This is a genomic window from Pantoea sp. FN0305, assembly GCF_050113845.1.
Classification (GTDB): Bacteria; Pseudomonadota; Gammaproteobacteria; order Enterobacterales; family Enterobacteriaceae; genus Mixta; species Mixta alhagi.
Genome location: NZ_JBNJSN010000003.1, coordinates 1 through 24,565, shown reverse-complemented (window position 1 = coordinate 24,565; position 24,565 = coordinate 1). Strand labels below are relative to the sequence as shown.

Here is a 24,565-nt window from a genome sequence, read left to right as displayed (position 1 = left end):
AGTAAAAATGCTGCTGCTTATTGATAACTACGACTCTTTTACCTGGAACCTGTACCAGTACTTCTGCGAGCTGGGAGTGGAAGTACTGGTGCGCCGCAACGATGAAATTACGCTGGCGGAAATGCACGCGCTGCCGCTGACGCATCTGGTGATCTCTCCTGGTCCCTGCACGCCTGATGAATCAGGTATCTCTCTGGACGCTATCCGCACCTTTGCCGGGCGGCTGCCGCTGCTTGGCGTTTGCCTGGGCCATCAGGCGCTGGCGCAGGTTTTCGGCGCACGCGTGATCCGCGCGCGTCAGGTTATGCACGGTAAAACCTCCGCGATTGCTCATCAACAGGCTGGCGTATTTGCCGGATTGGCGCAGCCACTGACGGTGACGCGCTATCACTCGTTGATTGTGGAAAAAGAGACGCTGCCAGCCTGTCTGGAGGTTACCGCATGGAGCCTGCGTGATGGCAAGCCGGATGAAATCATGGGATTACGTCATAAGACGCTGGATGTTGAGGGCGTGCAGTTTCATCCGGAAAGCATCCTGAGCCAGCAGGGACATGCGTTGCTGGCTAATTTTTTGCGTAGACAGGCCGCTGTTTAATTGCATACGCTGCGATTCCGTTTGACTTATTATGCATATTTAATGATTATTTTTTCACTGGGTATCTGTGTGAAATTAAATGAGGTAGCGAATGGCAGCGGAAAAAATGGCGGTTACGCGGCAGACCTTTGATGAGGTTATATTGCCGGTTTATGCACCAGCACAGTTTGTGCCGGTAAAAGGCAAAGGCAGCCGGGTGTGGGATCAGCAGGGCAACGAATATATCGATTTTACCGCCGGTATCGCCGTAACCGCGCTGGGTCACTGCCATCCGGCGTTAGTAGAGGCGCTGAAAACTCAGGGCGAAATGCTGTGGCATACCAGCAACGTTTTCACTAATGAACCCGCGCTGCGTCTTGCCAGCAAGCTGATTAACGCGACTTTCGCTGAGCGCGTTTTCTTTGCGAACTCAGGGGCTGAAGCCAACGAGGCCGCCTTCAAACTGGCGCGCTACTATGCTTCCACGCGCCACAGCCCTTATAAAAGCAAAATCATCGCGTTCCATAACGCGTTTCATGGCCGCACGCTGTTTACCGTTTCCGTCGGCGGGCAGCCGAAATACTCTGATGGTTTTGGACCCAAACCGGCCGATATCGTCCACGTACCTTTTAACGATCTTGCGGCGGTGAAGGCCGTGATCGACGATCACACCTGTGCCATTGTGGTTGAGCCGATTCAGGGCGAAGGCGGCGTTATGCCCGCCACGCAGGAATTTATGCAGGGCCTGCGCCAGCTGTGCGATCAATATCAGGCGCTGCTGGTACTGGATGAGGTCCAGAGTGGGATGGGGCGCAGCGGTAAGCTGTTTGCCTATCAGCATTATGGTGTGCAGCCCGATATTCTGACCTCAGCGAAAGCGCTGGGCGGCGGCTTCCCCATTAGTGCGATGCTGACCACTAATGAGATCGCCTCGGCGATGGCGCCTGGCGTACACGGCACCACCTATGGCGGTAATCCGCTGGCCTGCGCAGTAGCGGAAGCTGCGCTGGATGTAATTAATACGCCTTCGGTGCTGGATGGCATTGAGCAACGCCGTCAGCGCTTTATTGAGGCACTGGAAGCCATCAACGCCAAGCTGGATATCTTCAGCGAAATCCGTGGCAAAGGGTTGCTGATCGGGGCGGAGCTTCAGCCGCAGCATAAAGGCAAAGCGCGCGATATTCTTAACGCCGCCGCTGCGGAAGGCCTGATGATTTTAACGGCGGGCACCGATGTTCTGCGCTTTGCGCCTTCGCTGGTGATTCCGCTGGCGGATATTGGTGATGGCATGGCGCGTCTGGCCAGGGCTGCCGAAAAAGTATTAAAACCCGCATGATTCAGGGCGCGCCCGATGTCAGGGCGCGCTTATCCTTACGCAGGCGGCGTACCAGCCATTTACCGTGGTGCGGCCGCTGGCTCCACGCCAGAGATGAGATAGTATGCATCACTGAAAGGTGCTCAAGGATACGCTTTACATGACGCTCCATAATGGTCATCGGCCCTTCCTGGTTCTCTGCATCTCCTTGCAGGATATTGGTATCCTGTCCCGGCCCGTCATATGCCAGCCGCTGCTGACAGCGCTGCAGCGCAATTTCACACGACTGCAGATAACTTTGCGCCAGCGCAGGCGTCAGCATGGTGTGCTCACGGGCCAGAATAGTCATCGCATTGATATGCTCAACGATAAACTGGCTGTGCGTGACCCAAAGTTTCATATCATTCAGATAGCGGGTATTAAACGCTGGCTCCTGCATCGCCTGGCTCAGGGAGTTAAACAGCGCATTATGCGCCTGATTAACGCGTACCCGCTGCCAGGCAAGCTTCTGCGGTGATGCCTCGCTCCCCAGCAGCATCCGTAAAGCATCCTGATACGCTTCCAGTGCATCATGCGCATTCTGTCGCAGCAGCCCGCTTTGCCACTGCGGCCACAGCCAGACCATGCCGCCAAAAGCGATGCAGCATCCCATCAGCGTATCCATCAGACGCGGCAACAGGAAATGCGCGCCGTTCAACGACAGCAGCTGTAATGAATAAACGGCGGTCACGGTAAAACCGATTGTCGCCCAGCCGTAATATTTACGGATAAACAGATAGCTGACTAAGGTAATGATCAGCATGATTAACAGCACCAGCGATTCCGGTACCGCAAGACGCAGGGCTGCAGCGGCGATAATCAGCCCAGCCAGCGTGCCAAGCGCGCGGTGCTGGATACGCACACGCGTTGCGCTGTAGCCATTCTGACTGACGAACATGATGGTCATTAAGATCCACCAGGGTTTCGGTACGTTGAACGCCAGCGCCAGCACGCTGCCGAATACCAGCATCACCGCAAAGCGAGCCGCGGTACGCAGAGCGGAAGATTTAAATGACAGATAGCTGCGCAGTGCGGAAAGCAGCGGCAGCCGGCGCTGGCGATCGGCCATAAGATCGCGACGATAAAGAGGGCGCTGGGTACGCAGCACGCGAGCGATGCGGCTGAAATGGTAATAGCAGAAGTGGCCGACCGGATTCTCCGGATGCCGACGCGCAATTTTCTCCAGTCCCAGCAGCGGCTTTTCCATGGTGAAACGTGCTGGCAGCCGGTGATAAAGCATATCGTCCGCCAGCTCGCGTAGCCGTGCGGCGATGGTTTGCGCGTTCCAGCGGATGACCGCTTCCGCATGGCTTTGCTCTACCAGCTTTTGCACCTCTTCCGGCTGATGCAGACTAACGGCAATATGCTCCTGCAGATCCAGCGCCACCTGAAAAGCGCGCGTCAGGCGTCGATGGTTATGATCGCGGTTGGCGGCCAGCATATGCATTTGCTGATAACAGGTGTTAATCAGATCAACCACCTTCTGCTGGCGCGCCAGCAGCGGAGGCAAGGCTTTTTCCGGATCGGTAAGCTGCGTCAGCAGGGTATATTTAGCTTCGCAGTAATCCGCCAGTTCGCGATAGAGCAGGCTGAGCGTTTCCCGCATCGGCTGCTCTTTCCACAGCCGGAACCAGAACCAGTTAAACAGCCCGTACCAGAAGGTGCCGCCGATATAGAGCAACGGCGGCCCCCAGATCGGTATATTGCCCACCAGACCGAGCGTAAAAATAGCGGCAATCAAGGAAGCTGGCAGCAGACGTGCATGAAGCGGGCCGATTTCGCCGGTAACGCCCAGCAATAATGCCATGACAAACAGCGTCGCGGGCAGGGGCACCTGCTGTAGCGATAGCCACTGAAGAAGAAAACTGCTGAGTGCGAACAGCGAGCCGCCTGTAATCAGGCGTTTAAAGAAGCGGCGGTGTGGGGTATCGAGTCCGGCAATATTGCAGCAGGCGGGAACCAGCGAGAAGAGCAATCCTTTTTGCAAATCCCCCAGCAGCCAGCCAAAGGCCACCGGTAAACAGAGCACCAGCGTCTGACGCAGGGCATAGTTCACTTCGGGATGATAAATAATTCTCCGCCACATCGCTACATCACCAAAACAGACACGGCGTGATGCCAGGCACCACGCCGTGTCTTCAGCGTAGCTTAACGGGTGCCGTAAACGACAATCGTTTTACCGTGAGCGGAGATCAGGTTTTGATCTTCCAGCATTTTCAGAATACGGCCCACCGTCTCACGTGAGCAGCCGACGATCTGGCCGATCTCCTGACGGGTAATCTTGATTTGCATCCCGTCCGGGTGCGTCATCGCATCCGGCTGTTTAGCAAGGTTGAGCAACGTCTGTGCAATACGGCCGGTCACGTCAAGGAAAGCTAAATTGCCTACTTTCTCTGAAGTCACCTGCAGGCGACGAGCCATCTGGGAAGAGAGACGCATCAGAATGTCAGGATTAACCTGAATCAGCTGACGGAATTTTTTATACGAAATTTCAGCCACTTCACAGGCGGTTTTCGCGCGTACCCATGCACTGCGTTCCTGACCTTCTTCAAACAGGCCAAGCTCGCCAATGAAATCACCCTGATTAAGATAGGAAAGGATCATCTCTTTGCCTTCTTCATCTTTGATCAGTACCGCAACCGCACCTTTTACAATGTAATAGAGCGTCTCGGCCTTTTCACCCTGATGAATCAATGTGCTTTTTGATGGATATTTGTGAATATGGCAATGTGACAGGAACCATTCGAGTGTAGGGTCTGTTTGCGGTTTGCCGAGAACCATTCGCTATTATCCTCTGTTGTAATCGTGCCCTAAATACAGGGGGCAGTTTTCCCTGTCAGGCGTTGAAATCTTCAAGCGTTTCCTGCTGGAAATTTATACGGGCAACTGCGAGGCCTCAAGGCGTGCCGTCGTCCCGTTTTCGTTTCATAGAACGAAAATATTACAGCTTTGTTTGTAGCACAGCTTTATCTTACTGTCTCCTGTTGTCTCGCTTCAGCTTGTGCTGAATCGGACAATTGCCGTTTAGCTGATGAACGCCCCGGCTGACAATTTGCTTACTTATCAGGAGTCAGACAAGAGACAGTGGCAAGCCTCTTATTCAATTTTTTTGCCTTCTATCAGGCGTTTCACCAGCGGCAGCATAATCAGCTCCATCGCCAGTCCCATTTTTCCGCCCGGCACCACCAGCGTATTAATATGTGAAATAAAGGAGCCCTGCAGCATGGCAAGCAGGTAGGGGAAATCGATATCTTCCAGCCCGCGAAAATGAATCACCACAAAGCTTTCATCCAGCGAAGGAATAGCGCGTGCGGCAAAAGGGTTTGAGGTGTCTATTGTGGGTACGCGCTGGAAGTTAAGATGGGTACGTGAGAACTGTGGCGTAATGTAGTTAATATAATCTTCCATTGAGCGCACCACGGAATCCATCACCGCTTCGCGAGAATGGCCGCGCTCGCTGGTATCGCGCACCAGCTTCTGAATCCACTCCAGGTTCACGATGGGCACCACGCCAACCAGCAAATCCACTTTTTCTGCCACGTTATGCTGCTGCGTCACCACGCCGCCGTGCAGTCCTTCATAAAACAACACATCCGTTGGCTCCGGCAATGGCTGCCACGGCGTAAAGGTACCAGGCACCTGATTCCACGGCACCGCCTCATCATAGGTATGCAGGTATTTACGCGACTGGCCACGGCCATTTTCGCCATATTCAACAAAGGTTTGCTCAAGCAGGCCAAAGTCGTTGGCTTCTGGTCCAAAGTAACTGATATGACGCCCCAAATCGCGGGCTTTGCGGATCGCCATATCCATTTCCGGGCGCGTATAGCGATGGAAACTGTCACCCTCCAGTTCAGCGGCATGCAGATTAAGCTGCTGAAAAATCTTACGAAAGGCAAGGCTGGTGGTGGTGGTTCCCGCTCCGCTGGAGCCGGTCACCGCGATGATCGGATGTCTGGCTGACATAAATACTCTCTGGATTAAATCGGGCGATGAGCATTGTTATCACGTTTCGGTCAGAGGTGTCATCATCGGGCAGGTCCGCCAGACCACGTTAATGTGACGAGCCGCACAGAGCTGACCGCATCACTATCCCTCGCGGAACTGACCGCGCGGCATAATATTGACCGTTTCATGCAGTTCCGACCAGACCAGCACGGCTTCGCCGCTTTTCAGCTGGCGACGGACATCTTCCACCTTTTCCGACAGGGAGCGCTCCTGCTCGCCATAATCCGTGCCTTCGCGCAATACAAAACCTTCAATCAGGTTTTCCAGAGTTTCCGGGGAGAGATCTTGCCAGGGAATAATCACAGCTTAGTTATCCAGATAAGGTGATAGCCATTGAGGAATACGCTGCTCCAGCCACATTTGCGGACGACGTAACGTGCCGCCGACAAAACCGACATGGCCACCATATTCCGTTAGTTGATATTCAATGTTAGCAGGTAACCGCGCCATATCCGGGATCACCTCATCGGTCATAAAGGGATCGTCCTGCGCATGGATAATTAACAGCGGTTTACGTATGCCGGGCAGCAGCGGCATGGCGCTGGCCCGTCGGTAATAGTCACCGGCATCGGAAAAACCGTGGGCGCGGGCGGTGATGGCATCATCAAAGTCACGCAGGCGCTTTAGCGCGTTCAGCTGTAACAGATCTACCGGCAGCGTGCCGGGCCAGGCCTGTAGCTTGCGGCGGGCGTTGAGCTTGAGCTGGCTTAACAGATAACGCTGATAGACGCGGGAAAATCCCTGCTCAAGTTTGGCGCTGCACGGTTCCAGCATTAGCGGCGCCGAGACCGTAACGGCGGCATCCAGCGGACAATCATCGCCCTGTTGGCCCAGCAAACAGGCCAGCATGTTTCCGCCCAGCGACACGCCGACAGCCACGGTCGGCGCATGGCCCAGAGTGGTTCGCAGCCAGCGTAAAAAGTAGCTGGCGTCCCCGGTTTCGCCGGAGTGATAAATGCGCCCCATGCGGTTAGGCACGCCGCTGCAGCCGCGAAAGTGCATCACCACGCCCAGCCAGCCGCGCTGTTGCCACACCTGCAGCAGGCCGTGCGCATAGGGGCTATGGAAGCTTCCTTCCAGTCCGTGAAACAACACCGCACGCGGTTTATGCCGCGCCTGCATGGGATCTTCGCTCCAGGCAAGATCGATAAAATCGCCGTCCGGCAGATCCAGACGCTGCCAGTGAGGGCGTAAAGAGACCCGACGGCGAAACAGACGCGGCAGCACCGTTTGCAGGTGGGGATTATGCAGTCCTTTCAAGGGAATAAAGGATTCCTGACTGTGATCAAAGCTCATCGTTTCACGCTTGTACGCATTCAGGCGCACTGTTAGTTTAAACGGGTTAACATTTTACCGGGTGAGGAGCACCCATTTTATGGAACTCAGTCTGTTTTTATCGATGCTTGGTTTTCTCTGGGTGGCGGCGATTACGCCAGGGCCAAATAATACGCTATTGACCACGGCTGGCGCCAATTTTGGTTTTCTGCGTTCGCTCCCTTTAATGGCAGGAATTATGCTCGGTATGCAGCTTATGCTGTTGCTGGTGGCGTTTGGCGTGGGCGGGCTGATTCTGGTTTACCCCTCTCTGCACCTGTTTTTGAAAATTGTGGGTAGTCTCTATCTGCTGTGGCTGGCATGGAAAATTGCAACGGCGGCCTATGAAAAGATTGAGATGGGTGAAGCGCCGCCTCGTCCTATGCCTTTATGGCAGGGAGGACTGCTGCAGTTGGTTAATCCCAAAGCCTGGTTAATGGCGCTGGGGGCCGTGGCCAGCTTTAGCCTGGCAGGTGAAGCCTATCGCAGTTCAGTTGTGGCTATCAGCATGGGGATGGCGTTGGTTAATCTGGTCGCTGGCATTCTTTGGCTTGGCTTTGGCACCCTGATAGGCCGTCTGCTGCGTAGCCGCCGCGCATGGAAAATTTTTAATTTGACGATGGGCGTGCTGACTGCCGCCTGCGTACTGTTGATATGGCACTGATTAGCTGGAGGCGCGTACCACCAGCTCACAGGGGAGCCGCTCATGAACCTGTGGCGTCAGCGGATCCTGAATGCGCTGTAACAGCAGCTGTACGCTGCGCGTGCCCAACTGATGCATTGGCTGTTCCAGCGTACTGAGTGGCGGCGACAGCATTGCGCTCCACGGCAGGCCGTCAAAGCCCAGCACGGCGATATCCTCAGGGATGGCGAGCTGGTACTGACGTGCGCAGTGTATCGCGCCTACTGCCAGCACATCAGATACGGTAAACACGGCGTCTGGCGGCTCTTTTGTTTCCAGCAGCCGTTTCATGGCCGCAAAGCCCGCCTCGCACTCTACTTCATTAGCATATTCAACGCCGGACCATGACAAACCCAGTTCGGCTAACGCCGATCGATATCCCAACTCACGCTGTTGCGCATAGAGATAGCGTGGATCGCCGTTGATCATCGCAATCCGTCGCCGTCCGCGCTGCGCCAGATGTTGCACTGCCGCCCGCGCGGCCTGTTGATTATCAATAGTGACCGATGAGCCAGCGACATCAGGATCGCCTTCGGCACATTGTACCCAGGGGGAATCGCCAATCATTCGGCGCAGTTCAGGCAGGTTGCTTGCCGCATCCATGGTAATAACGCCATCCACCACTTTGCCGCTCAGCAGCGTGAGATAAGCAGATTCGCGCTGGGTTTGTGAATCGGAATTGCACAGCAGAATATGGTAGCCGTGCGCCTCCGCTTCTGCCTCAATGCCGCGCACCACGCGTGAACAGAAAGGATTGATAATATTGGAAACCAGCACCAGTAACATATGGCTCTGAGAGGTGCGTAGCTGGCGCGCCAGCAGGTTAGGCTGGTATTGACAGGCGGCAATAGCAGCTAAAACGCGTTCACGGGTTGCAGGCCGAACGCCCTTATAACCGTTCAGCACACGTGAAACGGTCGCGGTCGATACACCAGCGAAACGGGCAACTTTCTCAATCGACATGGAAAACCCTCTGACAACTCACCAATGAATAGCCTGTAAAACATCGTTATACAGTGGCCGATTCAGGTCCATTTTTCATCAGAAAAATCAGACTTTTTTAATTTTCAGATAAAGATAGCGATATCTCTTCTAAGGCAATTTAGCGATTAAACATAATTTTTAATTACTTCATGTTGTATCCGCCTCTCAGTTACAACTGAGCCATCACGATGATAGCAACAGGCGGAACGTAAGATGGTGAGGATCACGCGGTTTTTAGCATGGGCAGCGACGTTATCGCTGCTGGCGACCCAGGCGCACGCCGTTGAGGTTACAGTGGCTTATCAGACCTCGGCGGAACCGGCGAAAGTTGCTCAGGCGGATAACACTTTCGCTCAGCAAAGCGGCGCGCAGGTTAACTGGCGTAAATTTGACAGTGGCTCCAGTGTCGTTCGTGCGCTGGCATCCGGGAATGTACAAATCGGCAATATCGGCTCCAGTCCGTTGGCGGTCGCCGCCAGTCAGAAGCTGCCGATTGAAGTTTTCCTGCTGGCTTCGCAGCCCGCCACCATTTTGGGTGATAAGCCGTTTTATCGTCCCGCCTGAGCCGATCAGGGCAGGGAAAGCAGCGGGGCTGGCTGACCGGTTAGCCAGCCCTGTATATAATCAACGCCCAGCTCGGTTAACAGCGCTTTTTGCGCCTCGGTTTCCACATATTCCGCCACAACGGATACGCGTTTTTCCTGGGCGATGGCGCAGATCGATTTAATAATAATGCGATCGATATTGTCATCAAGGCTGTTTTTAACAAACAGGCCATCAATTTTAATAATATCGGCGCTAAGATGTTTCACGCGCTCATAGTTGGCGAAACCGGTGCCGAAATCATCTATCGCAATACGAAAGCCTGCCTGACGCAGCGTGGCAATCGCATTATTGACCTGCAGATTATTGATCAATCCCTGCTGCTCGGTCACTTCGAAAATAACCGCTTCAGAGGAGACGGAAAAGCGCTGAAAAAGGGCAATGATCTCCTCTGCTACTCCCGGCTCGGTCAGCGTCATTGGCAACAGATTAATGGCCAGGCGCGGCGGCGGGTTATTCACGCGTTGACGCTGATGAATAAACGCCACGGTTTCCTTTACTACCAGGCGATCAAACTGGGCGCTAAGGCGAAACTCTGCAATCAGCGGAATAAACCGATCCGGCATAATAAGTTCGTCTGCCGAACGTAGCCGCGTCAGCACTTCGTAATAAAGGCAACCCTGTTTACAGGGGACAATCGGCTGTGCAAACAGCACGATATCCTGCCCGGTTAGCGCCTGTTTGATTTTTTGTAGCAGTAAAACCTGGTCGGAGACATGACCAAGCAAGCGTGAATTATCCTTATCCAGCAGCGCTACGCCGCCCGACATCAGGGCCTGTTCTGCCAGATAATTCAGCTGCCCTGCCAGACGGTAAAGATTACTGTTTTCCCTGGTGAATTTACCGGCGGCAAAAGCATAATCGATATCTATCAGCTGGTTGTGCCAGAAAATCTGTTGCTGCTTTAGGCGCGTGCGTAGCTGCGACAGACGCTCGCCGATGCCTTCACCCTGTAGCAGCACAATAACGCCGTCGCAGGTGATTTGGTAAACCCCTTCATTTTCCCGCAGCTGCGTGCCAATCTCATCAATGATGCAGCGTTTGGTATAGGTTTTCATCATCAGGCCATAATGGCAGCCAAGAAATTTCAGCTGATGCAGATAGAGATAGCAAAGGGTGCCCGATGGGTGCTGTTTAAGCTTTTTCTGTAGCGCTCGCAGATTAAGCCGCTGGACCACCGGATCGGTCACGGCAAGGTTAAGCGCAATGCGCTGCAGGCGACGACTTTTCCAGTATCCCGCCGCGATATAAAGCAGGCTGATGGTAAAAGCGATAAACGCTGAGGATAAAAAGGTGGCGGAAAAGATGGACTTTAACGGCAGCACATCAAGGTTAAAGTGCATCAGCAACAGACAGCAGAGCGCCCAGAGCCAGAGCACGCTCCGTGAGGTGAAGCGCATAATGCCGTAAGTGAAGATAACGAAAACCAGCGGGACCAGATAGCTGGAAATCAGCATATGGCGCACCGGAAAACAAAGCAGCAGCATCAGCGCGGCCAGCAGGCAGCCCCACCAAAGCGCGCTCAGACAGTTTCCATACAGGGCATGCCTGGCCCGACGACAGAAAGTAAAGCCGCTGCGCGGCGCGGCCAGCATACGCAGCGGAAAGTAAAAAAGAATGGTAAATAGCGTCGCAGAGAGCATCAGGTTTTGCAGACTGAGTATGCTGAACATATCCAGCCTGCCGGTAAAATAGCTGCCGGGCATCTCTGGGATCACCGGCAGTTTTTGCCCAAGCGCTGCCAGCAGCAGCATCGTCAGGACAGGGGCCAGCGTATTCAGCAGGAGCAGCCGGACACCCAGTCCCTGGTTACCGAGGTTATAGCGCCAGCGGCGGCCAGACCAGCGGCGAATCAGCCAACAGCTAACAAACAATGGCGTTAAAAAAGCAAAGGCGAGCGCCGCCGCCAGCGAGAATAGCGAAAAGCAGAGCTGGAACGTAATAAAGAAAGCCAGATAAAGGGGAACCACGGCGGAGCGGCCGAAAATATAGATGGCGGCGATCGCTAAACCGTAGGGCAAATAGCAAAGGTAAACAGTGCGATCTGCAACCAGGTACAAAGGTGATAAAAAATGGGCAAGAGGCGTGAAAAAAATCAACAGCCCAAAAGCCGTCAGGTTTTTTTTCAGCAGATTTACGCAGCGCTCTGACACGGTTTACCCTGAGTTCAAAAAATAAGCAATTTATGCAGGGCGCAATAGTAAAAACATTGAACTCTGCGCACAAGGAAACAGAACGTAAAAAATTCGATAAACGTTGGTTGTTTATGAAGAAAATGATGCGGAAAAGGTACAACGCAGCCAGGTGAAGTTCAGCGAACCGTTTCTTTTTATTTGAAAAGCGCTTCGCCGCTTTGAATTGTTAACAGGCGCTGCTCGCCAGTCGAAAGCCCGGCCTTATTTTGCATTTAAAAACCTCAGCAAAATAAGGCCGTAGCAAGAGTTAATGAGTCAGCATGGCTTCCAGCTGTTCCTGAGCATCCAGCCAGGCCATTTCGCACTCTTCCAGCGCCGATTTCGCCGCGGCCTGCTGCTGTAACGCGGCGGTCAGATCGGTTTTACGACTCGCATCGTAAATAGCCGCATCGGCCAGCTTCGCCTCTGCAGCGGAGAGCTGAGCGTTAAACGTCTCCATCTCTTTTTCCAGCTTTTCGATCTGTTTACGCAGCGGTTGCGTTTGCGCGCGCAGCTCGGCTTCGCGACGCTTCTGATCTTTACGCGCCTGAGCACTGTTGCCGTTATCCTGTTTTGGCTCGCTCTCTTGCGTCTGCCGTTTTTGTAAATCGTTTAACCACTGCTGGTAATCATCCAGATCGCCGGCGAACACTTCCACTTTGCCGTCATGCACCAGATAAAGATCGTCAGTGGTGGAACGCAGCAAATGACGATCGTGCGAAACCACCACCAGCGCGCCCTCAAAATCGATCAGCGCTTCGGTTAATGCCTGCCGCATATCAAGATCGAGATGGTTGGTTGGTTCATCCAGCAGCAGCAGATTGGGACGCTGCCAGACGATTAGCGCCAGCACCAGACGCGCTTTTTCGCCGCCGGAGAAACGCTCAGTCGGTTCGCTGACTTTATCGCCCTGGAAGCCGAAGCCGCCCAGGTAATCGCGCAGCTGCTGCTCCGGCAGTTTTGGTGCCAGACGCGCCAGATGCTGTAGAGGAGACTCTCCGGCGCGTAAAAATTCCAGCTGATGCTGGGCGAAATAACCCAGCTGGACGCCTTTCGCCAGGCCGATCTCCCCTTTTTGCGGCGCGAGTTCGCCTGCCAGCAGTTTAATTAGCGTGGATTTCCCCGCACCGTTGCGGCCGAGCAGGCCAATACGCGAGCCGGGCACCAGATTCAGTTTGATCGAATCCAGCACAACGCGATCATCATAGCCAGCGGTGACCTTCTCCATATTCAGTATCGGATTAGGCAAGTTTTCCGGCGGGCGGAAGCTGAAACTAAAGGGATTATCCACATGTGCGGGGGAGAGAAACTCCATGCGCTCAAGCATTTTGATACGGCTCTGCGCCTGTTTCGCTTTACTGGCTTTGGCGCGGAAACGATCGATATAGCTTTGCAGATGCGCCACTTTACGCTGCTGATGCTCATACTGCGACTGCTGCTGAGAAAGCCTGGTGGCTCGCTGCTGCTCAAAAGAGCTGTAGTTGCCGGTATATTCAAACAGGGACTGCTGTTCGATATGCAGGATTTTATCCACCACCGGATCGAGAAAATCGCGATCGTGCGAAATCAGAAGCAGCGTGCCGTCGTAACTCTTCAGCCAGCGCTCCAGCCAGATAACCGCATCCAGGTCGAGGTGGTTGGTGGGTTCATCCAGCAGCAGCAGATCGGAACGGCATATCAACGCCTGCGCCAGATTGAGACGCATGCGCCAGCCGCCGGAAAAGTCACTGACCGGGCGCTGCAGCTGTTGCTGGCTAAAACCCAAACCGTGAAGCAGACTGGCGGCGCGCGCCTGTATGCTCCATGCCTGTATCGCATCCAGCTTGCCGTGCAGCAGCGCGATTGCGTTGCCGTCGTTTTTTTCATTGGCGCGCTGTAGCTCGGCTTCAAGCTGTCGATATTCACGATCGCCATCAATAACGTACTCAATGGCGGCCACCGACAGCGCTGGCGTTTCCTGGTTAACCCAGGCCAGCGACCAGGTGCCGGGAAAGGTGACGCTGCCCGCATCGGCGCTGAGCTCATTTTTTAACAGCGACAGCAGCGTCGATTTGCCACAGCCGTTTTTACCCACCAGCCCAACTTTTTGGCCAGGATTGATGGTGGCAGTGGCATTGTCCAGCAGCACGCGGGTACCGCGTCGGATCTGTAACGAAGAGAATACAATCATAAGCGCCGTATTGTCAGAATATGTTAATTTATTGTCATCATAATCAGTCAGGAATCATAGATTCCGTTATGTCGTGCATGGTAGCGGAAATCCTGCATCATGACGACGATTTGGAGGAGAGAGATGGCGCAGCCGCCTAAGGTTTTGCTGCTGTATGCCCATCCGGAATCACAAGATTCGATAGCCAATCGGATCTTGCTGCAGCCGGCGCAGCAATTATCCCACGTTACCGTACACGACCTGTATGCACACTATCCCGATTTTTTTATCGATATTCATTTTGAACAGCAGTTGCTGCGGGAGCATCAGATCATTATTTTCCAGCATCCTCTTTATACCTGGAGCTGTCCGGCATTGCTGAAAGAGTGGCTGGATCGCGTGCTTTCGCGTGGCTTTGCCAGCGGCGTCGGCGGTGATGCGCTAAAGGGAAAATATTGGCGCAGCGTGATTACCACCGGCGAACCGGAGACGGCCTATCATCAGGATGGCCTTAATCGCTATCCCATGACGGAGATTATGCGGCCCTTTGAGCTGACGGCTCAGATGTGTCGTATGCACTGGTTATCGCCGATGGTTGTTTACTGGGCGCGTCGTCAACCGCCGGAAGTCATGAAAAATTATGCCGAGGCCTATGGCAGCTGGCTTTCCTCTCCTTTGTCTGCTGGAGCATTATAAATGGAAGGGCATACTTTACTGTCGGCGGGCGTGGTCTATCTGTTCGCCGCCGTGGTCGCTGTCCCCATCGCCGCCCGGCTGGGAATTGGCGCGGTACTGGGCTATTTGCTGGCGGGTATTGCGATTGGTCCCTGGGGCCTGGGCTTTATCAGTGACGTTGACGAGATCCTGCACTTTTCGGAAATCGGCGTGGTATTCCTGATGTTCCTGATTGGCCTGGAGCTGAATCCTTCGAAGCTATGGGCGCTGCGCCGCTCGATTTTCGGCGTAGGTGCCGCTCAGGTTATCTTTAGCACTGCGGTGCTGGCCGGGCTGCTGCTGTTAACCGATTTTTCATGGCAGGCGGCAGTGGTTGGCGGGATCGGCCTGGCGATGTCTTCAACGGCGATGGCTTTACAGCTGATGCGCGATAAGGGAATGAATCGCAGCGAGGCGGGGCAACTGGGCTTTTCCGTACTGCTGTTTCAGGACCTGGCGGTGATCCCGGCGCTGGCGCTGGTGCCGCTGCTGGCTGGCACTGATAGCGGCCATACCGACTGGATGAAGGTAGGCATCAAGGTGCTGGCTTTTGCGGGCATGCTGATTGGCGGCAGGCTACTGCTGCGACCGATCTTCCGCTATATCGCCGCTTCCGGCGTACGCGAAGTTTTTACCGCTGCGGCGCTGCTGCTGGTGCTGAGTTCGGCACTGTTTATGGATGCGTTGGGGCTGTCGATGGCGCTGGGCACCTTTATTTCCGGCATTCTGCTGGCGGAAAGCGAATATCGCCATGAGCTGGAGATCGCCATTGAGCCATTTAAAGGTTTGCTGCTTGGGCTGTTTTTTATTTCCGTTGGCATGGCGCTGAATTTGGGCGTGCTCTATACGCATATTTTTACGGTGCTGCTCGGTGTGCTGGTGCTGGTGGCGGTCAAAACGCTGGTGCTTTATCTGCTGGCGCGGATTTATGGCCTGGGTAGCTCGGAGCGTTTGCAGTTCGCCAGCGTGCTGAGTCAGGGCGGTGAGTTCGCGTTTGTACTGTTTTCTGCCGCCTCGGCAGTGCGGCTGTTTCATGACGATCAACTGCCGCTGCTGCTGGTGACCGTTACCCTCTCTATGATGACCACGCCGTTACTGATGCGGGGCGTAGACCGCATTCTGGTGCGGCGCTTTAACGATGGGGATGAGCAAACGGAAAAACCCTGGGTAGATGACGATCAGCCGCAGGTGATCGTGGTGGGATTTGGTCGTTTCGGTCAGGTGATTGGACGTCTGCTGATGGCGAATAAAAAACGCATTACCGTGCTTGAGCGGGACATCAGCGCCGTGAGTCTGATGCGCAATTATGGTTATAAAGTATACTATGGAGATGCAACAGAACTGGAGCTGCTACGGGCCGCAGGCGCTGCCAGCGCGCAGTCGATCGTGATTACCTGTAACACGCCAGAAGACACCATGAATATTGTTCATCTCTGTCAGCAGCATTTCCCCCACCTGCATATTCTGGCGCGGGCGCGCGGGCGCGTTGAGGCCCATGAACTGCTGCAGGCGGGGGTGACGCAATTTTCCCGCGAGACGTTCTCCAGCGCACTGGAGCTGGGACGTAAAACATTGATGTCGTTGGGCATGCATCCGCATCAGGCGCACCGCGCGCAGGAGCACTTCCGGCGGCTGGATATGCGTATGCTACGCGAGCTGATGCCTGTCCATACGGATAATGCGCAAATCTCCCGTGCGCGTGAGGCGCGGCGCGAGCTTGAAGATATTTTCCAGCGCGAGATGCAGCAGGAGAAGCGCCAGCTGGACAGCTGGGATGAATTTGAATAACTGGCGCTGCTGAGCGCGTTGACCCAAAACTGCAGGAAAGAGAAATGCGTAAACGTTTTATTGCTGATGCAACCTGCCCGCACTGCCAACAGAAAGATACGTTGGCAATGTGGCGTGAAAATAATGTCGATGTGGTGGAGTGCGTGAAATGCGGTCATCAAATGCGCGAGGCGGATAAGCAGGTACGCGATCAGATCCGCAGTCAGGAGCAAGTCATCGGAATTTTTCATCCAGAGTAGCGGAACAGCGCAGCTTTTTTTAAGCTTACCCTTACAGCGGCACTGAATTCCGTTACAATCGGCATCGTTAACATTGCCTGAGCGTATTGCCTGTATGGCACGCAAAGGGTCAGCATCTGGATCTTTCTGGTTGGTGTTATTGCACGCAAAAATAGACCAATGAGTCGGGATCAAAGCTCTCAACGGTTAGGAGATATCATGAAAGTAGCAAAAGACCTGGTGGTCAGCCTGGCTTACCAGGTACGTACAGAAGACGGTGTGTTGGTCGACGAGTCTCCGGTGAGCGCGCCGTTGGACTATCTGCACGGTCATGGTTCCCTGATTTCTGGTCTGGAAAAGGCACTGGAAGATCATGAAGTCGGCGACAACTTTGACGTGCATATTGCCGCCAATGACGCTTACGGCCAGTATGATGACAACCTGGTTCAGCGTGTGCCTAAAGATGTGTTTATGGGCGTGGATGAACTGCAGGTTGGCATGCGCTTCCTGGCTGAAACCGATCAGGGTCCGGTACCGGTAGAAATCACCGAAGTGGAAGACGATCACGTTGTGGTTGATGGTAACCATATGCTGGCGGGTCAGGACCTGAACTTCCACGTAGAAGTGGTTGCTATCCGTGAAGCGACGCCGGAAGAACTGGCTCATGGTCATGTACACGGCGAACACGATCACCATCATGACCATGACCACGGTCATGAACATGGTAAAGGCGGCTGCGGTACTGGCGGCTGCGGCTGTCACTAATCGTACGTACAGCATGACAGGGGGCAGAGTGCGGTGCGCGCTCTGCCCTTATTATTTTTGCCTTAATGCTTTCCAGAACGGGGCATTTTGCACAGCCCAATAGTACGGTTTCCTTTCAGTATATCCCTCGCATTAAACGCAAGAAAATGCGTCAGGCCGCATCGATCCTTCCATTTTATGCCCGCCGTTGGCCTCCTCTGAAAGAAAACCTACCACCGCTAACTAACAGAGCTGGCAGCAAGCGAGCTACGCAGCGACCCCGTAATAAGGTGCCGCAGCGTTAGTGACTGCGGGACAGTTAATAGTGCGGTGGCGGCGTTTCTTCCGATGGATGTGCGACCATTGAAGGTGCCGCAGCTTTAAGTTTATCTATCAGCAGCCGTATTTGCTCACGCATCTTCGCCATTTCCATTTCGTGCTGTACAACCGTTTGGTTCAGATCTTCAATGGTTTGTTCCTGAAAGGCGAGTTTACTTTCCAGCCGTTCCAACTGTTGTTCAAAGGTATATTGCTGCATAGCTGTTCCCCTGTTGCCCATGCCAGACATGTCGGCTTGCCTTGTGTAAGATAAAACCGCATATCCAACGTTAGATTGTCCGATTTTGCCCGCGATGGTTGAAAAAGCACAGTCTTATCGTCATATCCGTTGGAACTTCCCGACACAAAAAAGGGTCGGATGTACACTTAAGTTTGCCGGGCGGGCATGATAAGTTGTTCCGCACAGTTATAGTACAGACCTGATGGTCTGCAACGATTGCCGAGGTGAGAGGCTTCGGTTTTGGAGATAATGGATGAAATCACTGTTTAAAATTACGCTGTTAGCCGCCACGATGGCCGCCACGCTCAATGCACCAGTGGCATTGGCAGCAGACTCCGCACCGGCTGAACAAGCTGCGCCTCAGGCCCCTAAAAATGCGGCTTTCAATAACGAAGACCAGCAGTCCGCTTATGCACTGGGCGCATCGCTGGGCCGCTATATGGAAAATTCGCTGAAAGAACAGGAAAAACTGGGCATTCAGTTAGATAAAGCACAGCTGATTGCTGGCGTTCAGGACGCTTTCGCCGGTAAGAGCAAATTATCCGATCAGGAAATTGAACAAACCCTGCAGTCTTTTGAAGGCCGTGTGAAGGGTGCCGCTCAGGCGAAGATGGAAAAAGATGCGAAAGAAAACGCGGAGAAAGGGGATGCCTACACCGCGAAATTCGCTAAACAGAAGGGCGTGAAGAAAACCGACAGCGGCCTGCTCTATCTGGTAGAAAAAGCGGGTAGCGGCGACGCGCCGAAAGATAGCGATACCGTTGTGGTTAACTATAAAGGCACGCTGATTGACGGTACGGAGTTCGATAACTCTTACACGCGTGGCGAGCCGCTCTCTTTCCGTCTTGACGGCGTGATCCCGGGCTGGACCGAAGGCCTGAAGCACGTGAAGAAAGGCGGGAAAATCAAGTTGGTTATTCCACCGCAGCTCGCTTATGGTAAAAATGGCGTGCCGGGAATTCCGGCTAACTCCACGCTGGTGTTTGATGTTGAATTACTGGATATCAAACCGGCACCGAAAGCTGACGCGAAAGCGCAGGCTCCGGTCGCTGACGAGAAGAAAGCACAGTAATTCTGCAACCGCCGCGTTAACGCGGCGGTTTTATTTGTATGACTCGCACTCCCCGGCTGGACAAAAATCTGGCATAACCTGCAGACATTTGCCAGACTAGCGCTGCGCAAATTTGTATGATGAGTCTGCCCTGGCCGCGCTGAGACAGGCTCCAGCCAATTAGGGTAATGTCTTTCATGTCTAATCCATTCAATCCAGGCGATCTGACCGATATCGATTTACTGGAGCAACATCCGTTCGATCAAACGGACTACGATATCCTGAAATCTTACGAAGCCGTCGTTGATGGCCTTGCGATGCTGATTGGCTCTCATTGTGAAATCGTGCTGCACTCGCTGGAAGATTTGAAATGTTCCGCAGTGCGTATCGCCAATGGTGAACACACTGGCCGTAAAGTCGGCTCGCCGATTACCGATCTGGCGTTGCGTATGCTGCATGATATGACCGGGGCCGACAGTAATGTCTCCCGGGCCTATTTCACCCGCGCGAAAAGCGGGGTGTTGATGAAGTCGGTAACCATCGCTATCCGTAATCGGCAACAACGTGTGATCGGCCTGCTGTGCATCAACATGAATCTGGACGTTCCATTCTCACAGATTATGTCGACCTTTATGCCGCCGGAAACGCCGGATGTTGCTTCACAGGTTAACTTCGCCTCCTCAGTAGAGGATCTGGTGACGCAAACGCTGGAGTTCACCATTGAAGAAGTTAGCGCCGATCGCAACGTAGCAAACAATATGAAGAATCGTCAGATTGTTCTCAATCTGTACGAAAAAGGTATTTTTGATATTAAAGATGCGATTAACCAGGTCGCCGACCGTCTGAATATTTCCAAACATACGGTCTACCTCTATATCCGCCAGTTTAAAAGTGGCGATATGCAGGGGCAGGAACGTTAATGCATTACACGCTTTTGGTAACGGGACCCGCTTACGGCACGCAGCAAGCGAGCAGTGCGCTGCTTTTTGCACGTGCGCTGCTGAAAGCCGGTCATCAGCTGAACAGCATCTTTTTTTATCGGGAAGGCGTGCTCAACGGTAATCAGCTTACCGCTCCCGCTGGCGATGAATTTGATATCGTACGCGCCTGGCAGGCATTGCAGCAACAGGGCGTGACGCTGAACATCTGTGTGGCGGCAGCATTAAGGCGCGGCGTAACCGATGAGCAGGAGGCCGCTGGGTTGGGATTAGCCGCAGCGAATCTTCAGCCTGGTTTTACGCTGGCGGGACTTGGCGCATTAGCTGAAGCGATGCTCACCAGCGACAGAGTGGTACAGTTCTGATGAAATCGGTCGCCTTTGTTTTTACCCGCGCGCCTCACGGCAACAGCAGCGGAAGAGAAGGGCTGGACGCGGCGCTGGCCACTGCGGCTCTGTGTGAACAGGTTTCACTCTTTTTTATCGGTGATGGCGTGCTACAGCTAAGCGAACATCAACAGCCAGAAAAAGTGCTGGCGCGTAACTATATCGCCACGTTTGGCGTACTGCCGCTATATGACGTTGAGGAATGTTATATTTGCGCGGACTCGCTTGCGGAGCGCGGGCTCACGTCGGAGAGCCCACGCGTGCTGCCTGCTGAGGTCCTTGATAGCGCGGCGCTACGTGCGCGTCTGTCGCAGGCTGACCATATCCTGACCTTTTAAGGAGCGCTAATGCTGCATACGCTGATGAGTTCCCCCTGGCAGTGTGATTATAATTTATTGCTGCGCATGCTACGGGCAGATGATGATCTATTGTTGATGCAGGATGGCGTGCTGGCCGGTCTGCAAAATAATTGTCTGCTACCGCAGCTGTTGCAAGCACCAGCGCGGCTTTGGGCGCTGAAAGAGGATGTAGAGGCGCGTGGATTGGCCGCGCAAATTTCATCCAAAATTACCGTTATCGACTATAATGATTTCGTCATGCTGACGGTAAAACAGCAACAACAAATGCCCTGGTGAACATAAGACGCCTGGTTATTTCTTGACACCTTTTCTGCTCAGCCCTAAAATTCTGCGTCCTCGTATTAATACGAGGCGATTTATTACGTGTTTACGAAGCAAAAGCTAAATCCAGGAGCTATTTAATGGCAACAGTTAATCAGCTGGTTCGCAAACCGCGCGTACGCAAAGTTGCTAAAAGCAACGTGCCGGCGCTGGAAGCTTGCCCGCAAAAACGTGGTGTTTGTACCCGTGTGTACACCACTACCCCGAAAAAACCGAACTCCGCACTGCGTAAAGTATGCCGTGTTCGTTTAACCAACGGTTTCGAAGTAACTTCCTACATCGGTGGTGAAGGCCACAACCTGCAGGAACACTCCGTAATCCTGATTCGTGGCGGTCGTGTTAAAGACCTGCCAGGTGTGCGTTACCACACCGTTCGTGGCGCGCTTGACTGCTCTGGTGTTAAAGACCGTAAGCAGGCTCGCTCCAAGTATGGCGTGAAGAAGCCAAAGGCTTAATGGTTCTCCGTTAAGTAAGGCCAAACGTTTTAAATTAAATGTCAAAATAAACTCGTAGAGTTTTGGACAATCCTGAATTAACAACGGAGTATTTCCATGCCACGTCGTCGCGTCATTGGTCAACGTAAAATTCTGCCGGATCCTAAGTTCGGATCTGAGCTGCTGGCCAAATTTGTAAATATCCTGATGGTAGACGGTAAAAAATCTACCGCTGAAGCAATCGTATATACCGCGCTGGAGACCCTGGCTCAGCGTTCTGGTAAAACCGAACTGGAAGCTTTTGAAGTAGCTCTGGACAACGTACGCCCGACTGTAGAAGTTAAGTCACGTCGCGTTGGTGGTTCTACTTATCAGGTACCAGTTGAAGTCCGTCCGGTCCGTCGTAATGCTCTGGCAATGCGTTGGATCGTAGAAGCTGCTCGTAAACGCGGTGATAAATCGATGGCTCTGCGCCTGGCGAACGAACTTTCTGATGCTGCTGAGAACAAAGGTACTGCAGTGAAGAAACGTGAAGACGTTCACCGTATGGCCGAAGCCAACAAGGCGTTCGCTCACTACCGCTGGTAATAACCGCGTAGTTATTGTTAACCCAGCGGGCGCTCAATTAGCCAACCCGCTGGGGATGACTTATTTTGAACGTCCGAGAATCAGAGGAATCAAATGGCTCGTACAACACCCATTTCACGTTACCGTAACATCGGTATCAGTGCTCACATCGACGCCGGTAAGACCACTACCACCGAGCGTATCCTGTTCTACACCGGCGTTAACCACAAAATCGGTGAAGTACATGATGGCGCTGCAACCATGGACTGGATGGCTCAGGAGCAGGAACGTGGTATCACCATTACTTCTGCTGCGACCACCGCGTTCTGGTCAGGTATGGCCAAGCAGTTTGAGCCGCACCGCATCAACATCATCGACACCCCGGGACACGTTGACTTCACTATCGAAGTTGAACGTTCCATGCGTGTTCTTGATGGCGCGGTAATGGTTTACTGTGCGGTTGGTGGTGTTCAGCCGCAGTCTGAAACCGTATGGCGTCAGGCTAACAAATATAAAGTTCCGCGCATCGCGTTCGTTAACAAAATGGACCGCATGGGCGCTAACTTCCTGAAAGTTGTTGGTCAGATCAAAACCCGTCTGGGTGCAAACCCGGTTCCTCTGCAGCTGGCTATCGGTGCAGAAGAGAAATTCACCGGTGTTGTTGACCTGATCAAAATGAAAGCCATCAACTGGAACGAAGAAGATGCAGGCGTGACCTTCACTTATGAAGAGATCCCGGCTGACATGGTTGACCTGGCTGAAGAATGGCATCAGAACCTGATCGAATCTGCGGCAGAAGCCTCTGAAGAGCTGATGGAGAAATACCTCGGCGGCGAAGAGCTGACTGAAGAAGAGATCAAAAAAGCACTGCGCCTGCGCGTGCTGAACAACGAAATCATCCTGGTTACCTGTGGTTCTGCATTCAAGAACAAAGGTGTTCAGGCGATGCTGGATGCAGTGGTTGAATTCCTGCCAGCACCGACCGACGTTCCGGCTATCAAAGGTATGCTGGACGACGGTAAAGATACTCCGGCAGAGCGTCACTCTGACGATAAAGAGCCGTTCTCTGCTCTGGCGTTCAAAATTGCGAACGACCCGTTCGTTGGTAACCTGACCTTCTTCCGCGTTTACTCAGGCGTGGTTAACTCAGGTGATACCGTACTGAACTCTGTGAAATCACAGCGTGAGCGTTTTGGTCGTATCGTACAGATGCACGCCAACAAACGTGAAGAGATCAAAGAAGTTCGCGCGGGCGATATCGCAGCGGCGATCGGTCTGAAAGACGTGATCACTGGTGATACCCTGTGTGATCCGAACAACCCGATCATCCTGGAACGTATGGAGTTCCCGGAGCCGGTTATCTCTATCGCGGTTGAACCGAAAACCAAAGCTGACCAGGAAAAAATGGGTCTGGCTCTGGGCCGTCTGGCGAAAGAAGACCCATCATTCCGCGTATGGACTGATGAAGAATCTAACCAGACCATCATCGCTGGTATGGGTGAGCTGCACCTCGACATCATCGTTGACCGTATGAAGCGTGAGTTCAACGTTGAAGCGAACGTAGGTAAACCGCAGGTTGCTTACCGTGAAACTATCCGCGACACCATTAAGGATGTCGAAGGTAAACACGCGAAACAGTCTGGTGGTCGTGGTCAGTACGGTCACGTTGTGATCGATCTGTACCCGCTGGAGCCGGGCGGCAAAGGCTACGAATTTGTCAACGACATCAAAGGCGGTGTGATTCCTGGTGAATACATCCCTGCGGTTGACAAAGGTATCCAGGAACAGCTGAAATCTGGTCCGCTGGCTGGTTATCCGGTAGTTGACTTGGGCGTTCGTCTGCACTTCGGTTCTTACCATGATGTGGACTCCTCTGAACTGGCGTTTAAACTGGCTGCTTCTCTGGCGTTTAAAGATGGCTTTAAGAAAGCGAAGCCGGTTCTGCTTGAGCCTATCATGAAGGTTGAAGTTGAAACGCCGGAAGAGAACATGGGTGACGTAATCGGTGACCTGAACCGTCGTCGCGGTATCATCGAAGGTATGGATGACACCGCTACCGGTAAGACCGTTCGCGCTCAGGTACCGCTGTCTGAAATGTTTGGTTATGCTACTGACCTGCGTTCTCAGACCCAGGGCCGTGCTTCTTACTCCATGGAGTTCCTGAAGTACGCGGAAGCGCCGAACAACGTCGCTCAGGCCGTTATTGAATCTCGTAGCAAATAAGCTACGGTTTTAGAATATTGAACAGATGCCCTCATCATGGATGAGGGCATAACAGTAAGGAATATCGCCATGGCGAAAGAGCAATTTCAGCGTAACAAAACGCACGTTAACGTTGGTACTATCGGCCACGTTGACCACGGTAAAACCACTCTGACCGCAGCTATCACCACCGTTCTGTCTAAAACTTTCGGTGGCCAGGCTCGTGCGTTCGATCAGATTGATAACGCGCCGGAAGAGAAGGCTCGTGGTATCACCATCAACACCTCTCACGTTGAATATGAAACCCCGACCCGTCACTACGCGCACGTTGACTGCCCGGGCCACGCCGACTATGTGAAAAACATGATCACCGGTGCTGCTCAGATGGACGGCGCTATCCTGGTTGTTGCTGCGACTGACGGCCCGATGCCGCAGACCCGTG

The 24,565-nt window shown here is 53.4% G+C and carries 25 protein-coding genes and 1 pseudogene; 17 read left to right on the top strand and 9 right to left on the bottom strand.

All coding sequences use genetic code 11. The annotated features are described in order from the left end of the window. Nucleotides 1–7: 7 nt before the first annotated feature. Both ACQE3Y_RS07185 and argD read left to right on the top strand, forming a co-directional pair. Entirely contained in the window at nucleotides 8–595 is a 588-nt protein-coding gene (locus ACQE3Y_RS07185) for an aminodeoxychorismate synthase component II (RefSeq protein WP_426974051.1), read from the top strand. Between the two features lie 91 nt (nucleotides 596–686). Continuing rightward, on the top strand, nucleotides 687–1,910 hold the full coding sequence (argD, locus tag ACQE3Y_RS07180; protein ID WP_426981216.1) for a bifunctional acetylornithine/succinyldiaminopimelate transaminase: 1,224 nt from the start codon (nucleotides 687–689) through the stop codon (nucleotides 1,908–1,910). 1 nt (nucleotide 1,911) lies between these two features. Here argD and ACQE3Y_RS07175 read toward each other — a convergent pair whose 3' ends face one another. From ACQE3Y_RS07175 to ACQE3Y_RS07155, 5 genes are all read right to left on the bottom strand, one after another. Next, complete coding sequence (locus tag ACQE3Y_RS07175) at nucleotides 1,912–4,014, bottom strand: YccS/YhfK family putative transporter (RefSeq protein WP_426981214.1); 2,103 nt, start codon at nucleotides 4,012–4,014, stop codon at nucleotides 1,912–1,914. Nucleotides 4,015–4,076: 62 nt separating this feature from the next. Continuing rightward, nucleotides 4,077–4,709, bottom strand: a complete 633-nt coding sequence (gene crp, locus ACQE3Y_RS07170) for a cAMP-activated global transcriptional regulator CRP (protein ID WP_017803012.1) — start codon at nucleotides 4,707–4,709, stop codon at nucleotides 4,077–4,079. Between the two features lie 315 nt (nucleotides 4,710–5,024). Next, on the bottom strand, nucleotides 5,025–5,894 hold the full coding sequence (locus ACQE3Y_RS07165; protein WP_085068519.1) for a phosphoribulokinase: 870 nt from the start codon (nucleotides 5,892–5,894) through the stop codon (nucleotides 5,025–5,027). A gap of 123 nt (nucleotides 5,895–6,017) precedes the next feature. Next, entirely contained in the window at nucleotides 6,018–6,239 is a 222-nt protein-coding gene (locus ACQE3Y_RS07160) for a YheU family protein (RefSeq protein WP_426974054.1), read from the bottom strand. Nucleotides 6,240–6,242: 3 nt separating this feature from the next. Next, nucleotides 6,243–7,232, bottom strand: coding sequence for a hydrolase (locus ACQE3Y_RS07155; protein WP_250651539.1), 990 nt, complete (start codon nucleotides 7,230–7,232; stop codon nucleotides 6,243–6,245). A gap of 79 nt (nucleotides 7,233–7,311) precedes the next feature. Here ACQE3Y_RS07155 and ACQE3Y_RS07150 point away from each other — a divergent pair, with 79 nt between their 5' ends. Continuing rightward, entirely contained in the window at nucleotides 7,312–7,914 is a 603-nt protein-coding gene (locus ACQE3Y_RS07150; protein WP_426981212.1) for a LysE family translocator, read from the top strand. Here ACQE3Y_RS07150 and ACQE3Y_RS07145 read toward each other — a convergent pair whose 3' ends face one another. Continuing rightward, entirely contained in the window at nucleotides 7,915–8,895 is a 981-nt protein-coding gene (locus ACQE3Y_RS07145) for a LacI family DNA-binding transcriptional regulator (protein WP_426974055.1), read from the bottom strand. 234 nt (nucleotides 8,896–9,129) lie between these two features. Here ACQE3Y_RS07145 and ACQE3Y_RS07140 point away from each other — a divergent pair. Continuing rightward, a pseudogene (locus ACQE3Y_RS07140) lies at nucleotides 9,130–9,435 on the top strand (glycine betaine ABC transporter substrate-binding protein); the annotation flags it as partial. A 50-nt stretch (nucleotides 9,436–9,485) separates the two neighbouring features. Here the strand turns inward: ACQE3Y_RS07140 and ACQE3Y_RS07135 are convergent. Together ACQE3Y_RS07135 and ACQE3Y_RS07130 are read right to left on the bottom strand one after the other, a co-directional pair. Continuing rightward, entirely contained in the window at nucleotides 9,486–11,672 is a 2,187-nt protein-coding gene (locus tag ACQE3Y_RS07135; RefSeq protein WP_426981210.1) for an EAL domain-containing protein, read from the bottom strand. Nucleotides 11,673–11,961: 289 nt separating this feature from the next. Beyond that, nucleotides 11,962–13,863, bottom strand: a complete 1,902-nt coding sequence (locus tag ACQE3Y_RS07130; RefSeq protein WP_426981208.1) for an ABC transporter ATP-binding protein — start codon at nucleotides 13,861–13,863, stop codon at nucleotides 11,962–11,964. Between the two features lie 123 nt (nucleotides 13,864–13,986). Here ACQE3Y_RS07130 and kefG point away from each other — a divergent pair, with 123 nt between their 5' ends. From kefG to slyD, 4 genes are all read left to right on the top strand, one after another. Continuing rightward, entirely contained in the window at nucleotides 13,987–14,538 is a 552-nt protein-coding gene (kefG, locus tag ACQE3Y_RS07125; RefSeq protein WP_426981206.1) for a glutathione-regulated potassium-efflux system ancillary protein KefG, read from the top strand. Beyond that, entirely contained in the window at nucleotides 14,539–16,344 is a 1,806-nt protein-coding gene (kefB, locus tag ACQE3Y_RS07120) for a glutathione-regulated potassium-efflux system protein KefB (RefSeq protein ID WP_426974063.1), read from the top strand. Nucleotides 16,345–16,388: 44 nt separating this feature from the next. Continuing rightward, nucleotides 16,389–16,583, top strand: coding sequence for a YheV family putative zinc ribbon protein (locus ACQE3Y_RS07115; protein ID WP_085068503.1), 195 nt, complete (start codon nucleotides 16,389–16,391; stop codon nucleotides 16,581–16,583). 198 nt (nucleotides 16,584–16,781) lie between these two features. After that, nucleotides 16,782–17,327, top strand: a complete 546-nt coding sequence (slyD, locus tag ACQE3Y_RS07110) for a peptidylprolyl isomerase (protein WP_426974064.1) — start codon at nucleotides 16,782–16,784, stop codon at nucleotides 17,325–17,327. Nucleotides 17,328–17,625: 298 nt separating this feature from the next. Here the strand turns inward: slyD and ACQE3Y_RS07105 are convergent, their stop codons facing one another. Next, nucleotides 17,626–17,844 (bottom strand): protein SlyX, encoded by a 219-nt coding sequence (locus ACQE3Y_RS07105; RefSeq protein WP_085068499.1) that lies wholly within the window; start codon nucleotides 17,842–17,844, stop codon nucleotides 17,626–17,628. 274 nt (nucleotides 17,845–18,118) lie between these two features. Here ACQE3Y_RS07105 and fkpA point away from each other — a divergent pair, with 274 nt between their 5' ends. The 9 genes from fkpA to ACQE3Y_RS07060 form a co-directional block, all read left to right on the top strand. Further along, nucleotides 18,119–18,937, top strand: coding sequence for an FKBP-type peptidyl-prolyl cis-trans isomerase (fkpA, locus tag ACQE3Y_RS07100; RefSeq protein WP_426974065.1), 819 nt, complete (start codon nucleotides 18,119–18,121; stop codon nucleotides 18,935–18,937). A 176-nt stretch (nucleotides 18,938–19,113) separates the two neighbouring features. Continuing rightward, nucleotides 19,114–19,836, top strand: a complete 723-nt coding sequence (locus ACQE3Y_RS07095) for a helix-turn-helix transcriptional regulator (RefSeq protein WP_085068494.1) — start codon at nucleotides 19,114–19,116, stop codon at nucleotides 19,834–19,836. After that, nucleotides 19,836–20,219, top strand: a complete 384-nt coding sequence (tusD, locus tag ACQE3Y_RS07090) for a sulfurtransferase complex subunit TusD (protein ID WP_426981204.1) — start codon at nucleotides 19,836–19,838, stop codon at nucleotides 20,217–20,219. Before ACQE3Y_RS07095 ends, tusD begins: the two co-directional genes overlap by 1 nt. Beyond that, complete coding sequence (tusC, locus tag ACQE3Y_RS07085; protein ID WP_426974067.1) at nucleotides 20,219–20,578, top strand: sulfurtransferase complex subunit TusC; 360 nt, start codon at nucleotides 20,219–20,221, stop codon at nucleotides 20,576–20,578. Before tusD ends, tusC begins: the two co-directional genes overlap by 1 nt. Before the next feature lie 9 nt (nucleotides 20,579–20,587). Then, complete coding sequence (gene tusB / locus ACQE3Y_RS07080; RefSeq protein WP_426974068.1) at nucleotides 20,588–20,875, top strand: sulfurtransferase complex subunit TusB; 288 nt, start codon at nucleotides 20,588–20,590, stop codon at nucleotides 20,873–20,875. Nucleotides 20,876–21,000: 125 nt separating this feature from the next. Next, entirely contained in the window at nucleotides 21,001–21,375 is a 375-nt protein-coding gene (rpsL, locus tag ACQE3Y_RS07075; protein WP_003852912.1) for a 30S ribosomal protein S12, read from the top strand. Nucleotides 21,376–21,471: 96 nt separating this feature from the next. After that, a complete protein-coding gene (gene rpsG / locus ACQE3Y_RS07070; protein ID WP_038629748.1) occupies nucleotides 21,472–21,942 on the top strand; it encodes a 30S ribosomal protein S7 in 471 nt (156 codons plus the stop codon). A 93-nt stretch (nucleotides 21,943–22,035) separates the two neighbouring features. Continuing rightward, on the top strand, nucleotides 22,036–24,144 hold the full coding sequence (gene fusA / locus ACQE3Y_RS07065; RefSeq protein ID WP_249893122.1) for an elongation factor G: 2,109 nt from the start codon (nucleotides 22,036–22,038) through the stop codon (nucleotides 24,142–24,144). A gap of 69 nt (nucleotides 24,145–24,213) precedes the next feature. After that, a partial coding sequence (locus ACQE3Y_RS07060; RefSeq protein ID WP_426974069.1) for a GTP-binding protein occupies nucleotides 24,214–24,565 on the top strand: 352 nt, incomplete at its 3' end.

Coding starts and splice junctions, on each gene's coding strand:
- ACQE3Y_RS07115 (WP_085068503.1), top strand. CDS start 16,389: ATGCGTAAACGTTTTATTGCTGATGCAACCTGCCCGCACTGCCAACAG.
- rpsG (WP_038629748.1), top strand. CDS start 21,472: ATGCCACGTCGTCGCGTCATTGGTCAACGTAAAATTCTGCCGGATCCT.
- ACQE3Y_RS07155 (WP_250651539.1), bottom strand. CDS start 7,232: ATGAGCTTTGATCACAGTCAGGAATCCTTTATTCCCTTGAAAGGACTG.
- kefB (WP_426974063.1), top strand. CDS start 14,539: ATGGAAGGGCATACTTTACTGTCGGCGGGCGTGGTCTATCTGTTCGCC.
- ACQE3Y_RS07105 (WP_085068499.1), bottom strand. CDS start 17,844: ATGCAGCAATATACCTTTGAACAACAGTTGGAACGGCTGGAAAGTAAA.
- ACQE3Y_RS07165 (WP_085068519.1), bottom strand. CDS start 5,894: ATGTCAGCCAGACATCCGATCATCGCGGTGACCGGCTCCAGCGGAGCG.
- rpsL (WP_003852912.1), top strand. CDS start 21,001: ATGGCAACAGTTAATCAGCTGGTTCGCAAACCGCGCGTACGCAAAGTT.
- tusD (WP_426981204.1), top strand. CDS start 19,836: ATGCATTACACGCTTTTGGTAACGGGACCCGCTTACGGCACGCAGCAA.
- kefG (WP_426981206.1), top strand. CDS start 13,987: ATGGCGCAGCCGCCTAAGGTTTTGCTGCTGTATGCCCATCCGGAATCA.
- fusA (WP_249893122.1), top strand. CDS start 22,036: ATGGCTCGTACAACACCCATTTCACGTTACCGTAACATCGGTATCAGT.
- ACQE3Y_RS07145 (WP_426974055.1), bottom strand. CDS start 8,895: ATGTCGATTGAGAAAGTTGCCCGTTTCGCTGGTGTATCGACCGCGACC.
- tusC (WP_426974067.1), top strand. CDS start 20,219: ATGAAATCGGTCGCCTTTGTTTTTACCCGCGCGCCTCACGGCAACAGC.
- ACQE3Y_RS07175 (WP_426981214.1), bottom strand. CDS start 4,014: ATGTGGCGGAGAATTATTTATCATCCCGAAGTGAACTATGCCCTGCGT.
- argD (WP_426981216.1), top strand. CDS start 687: ATGGCAGCGGAAAAAATGGCGGTTACGCGGCAGACCTTTGATGAGGTT.
- ACQE3Y_RS07095 (WP_085068494.1), top strand. CDS start 19,114: ATGTCTAATCCATTCAATCCAGGCGATCTGACCGATATCGATTTACTG.
- fkpA (WP_426974065.1), top strand. CDS start 18,119: ATGAAATCACTGTTTAAAATTACGCTGTTAGCCGCCACGATGGCCGCC.
- crp (WP_017803012.1), bottom strand. CDS start 4,709: ATGGTTCTCGGCAAACCGCAAACAGACCCTACACTCGAATGGTTCCTG.
- slyD (WP_426974064.1), top strand. CDS start 16,782: ATGAAAGTAGCAAAAGACCTGGTGGTCAGCCTGGCTTACCAGGTACGT.
- tusB (WP_426974068.1), top strand. CDS start 20,588: ATGCTGCATACGCTGATGAGTTCCCCCTGGCAGTGTGATTATAATTTA.
- ACQE3Y_RS07130 (WP_426981208.1), bottom strand. CDS start 13,863: ATGATTGTATTCTCTTCGTTACAGATCCGACGCGGTACCCGCGTGCTG.
- ACQE3Y_RS07150 (WP_426981212.1), top strand. CDS start 7,312: ATGGAACTCAGTCTGTTTTTATCGATGCTTGGTTTTCTCTGGGTGGCG.
- ACQE3Y_RS07185 (WP_426974051.1), top strand. CDS start 8: ATGCTGCTGCTTATTGATAACTACGACTCTTTTACCTGGAACCTGTAC.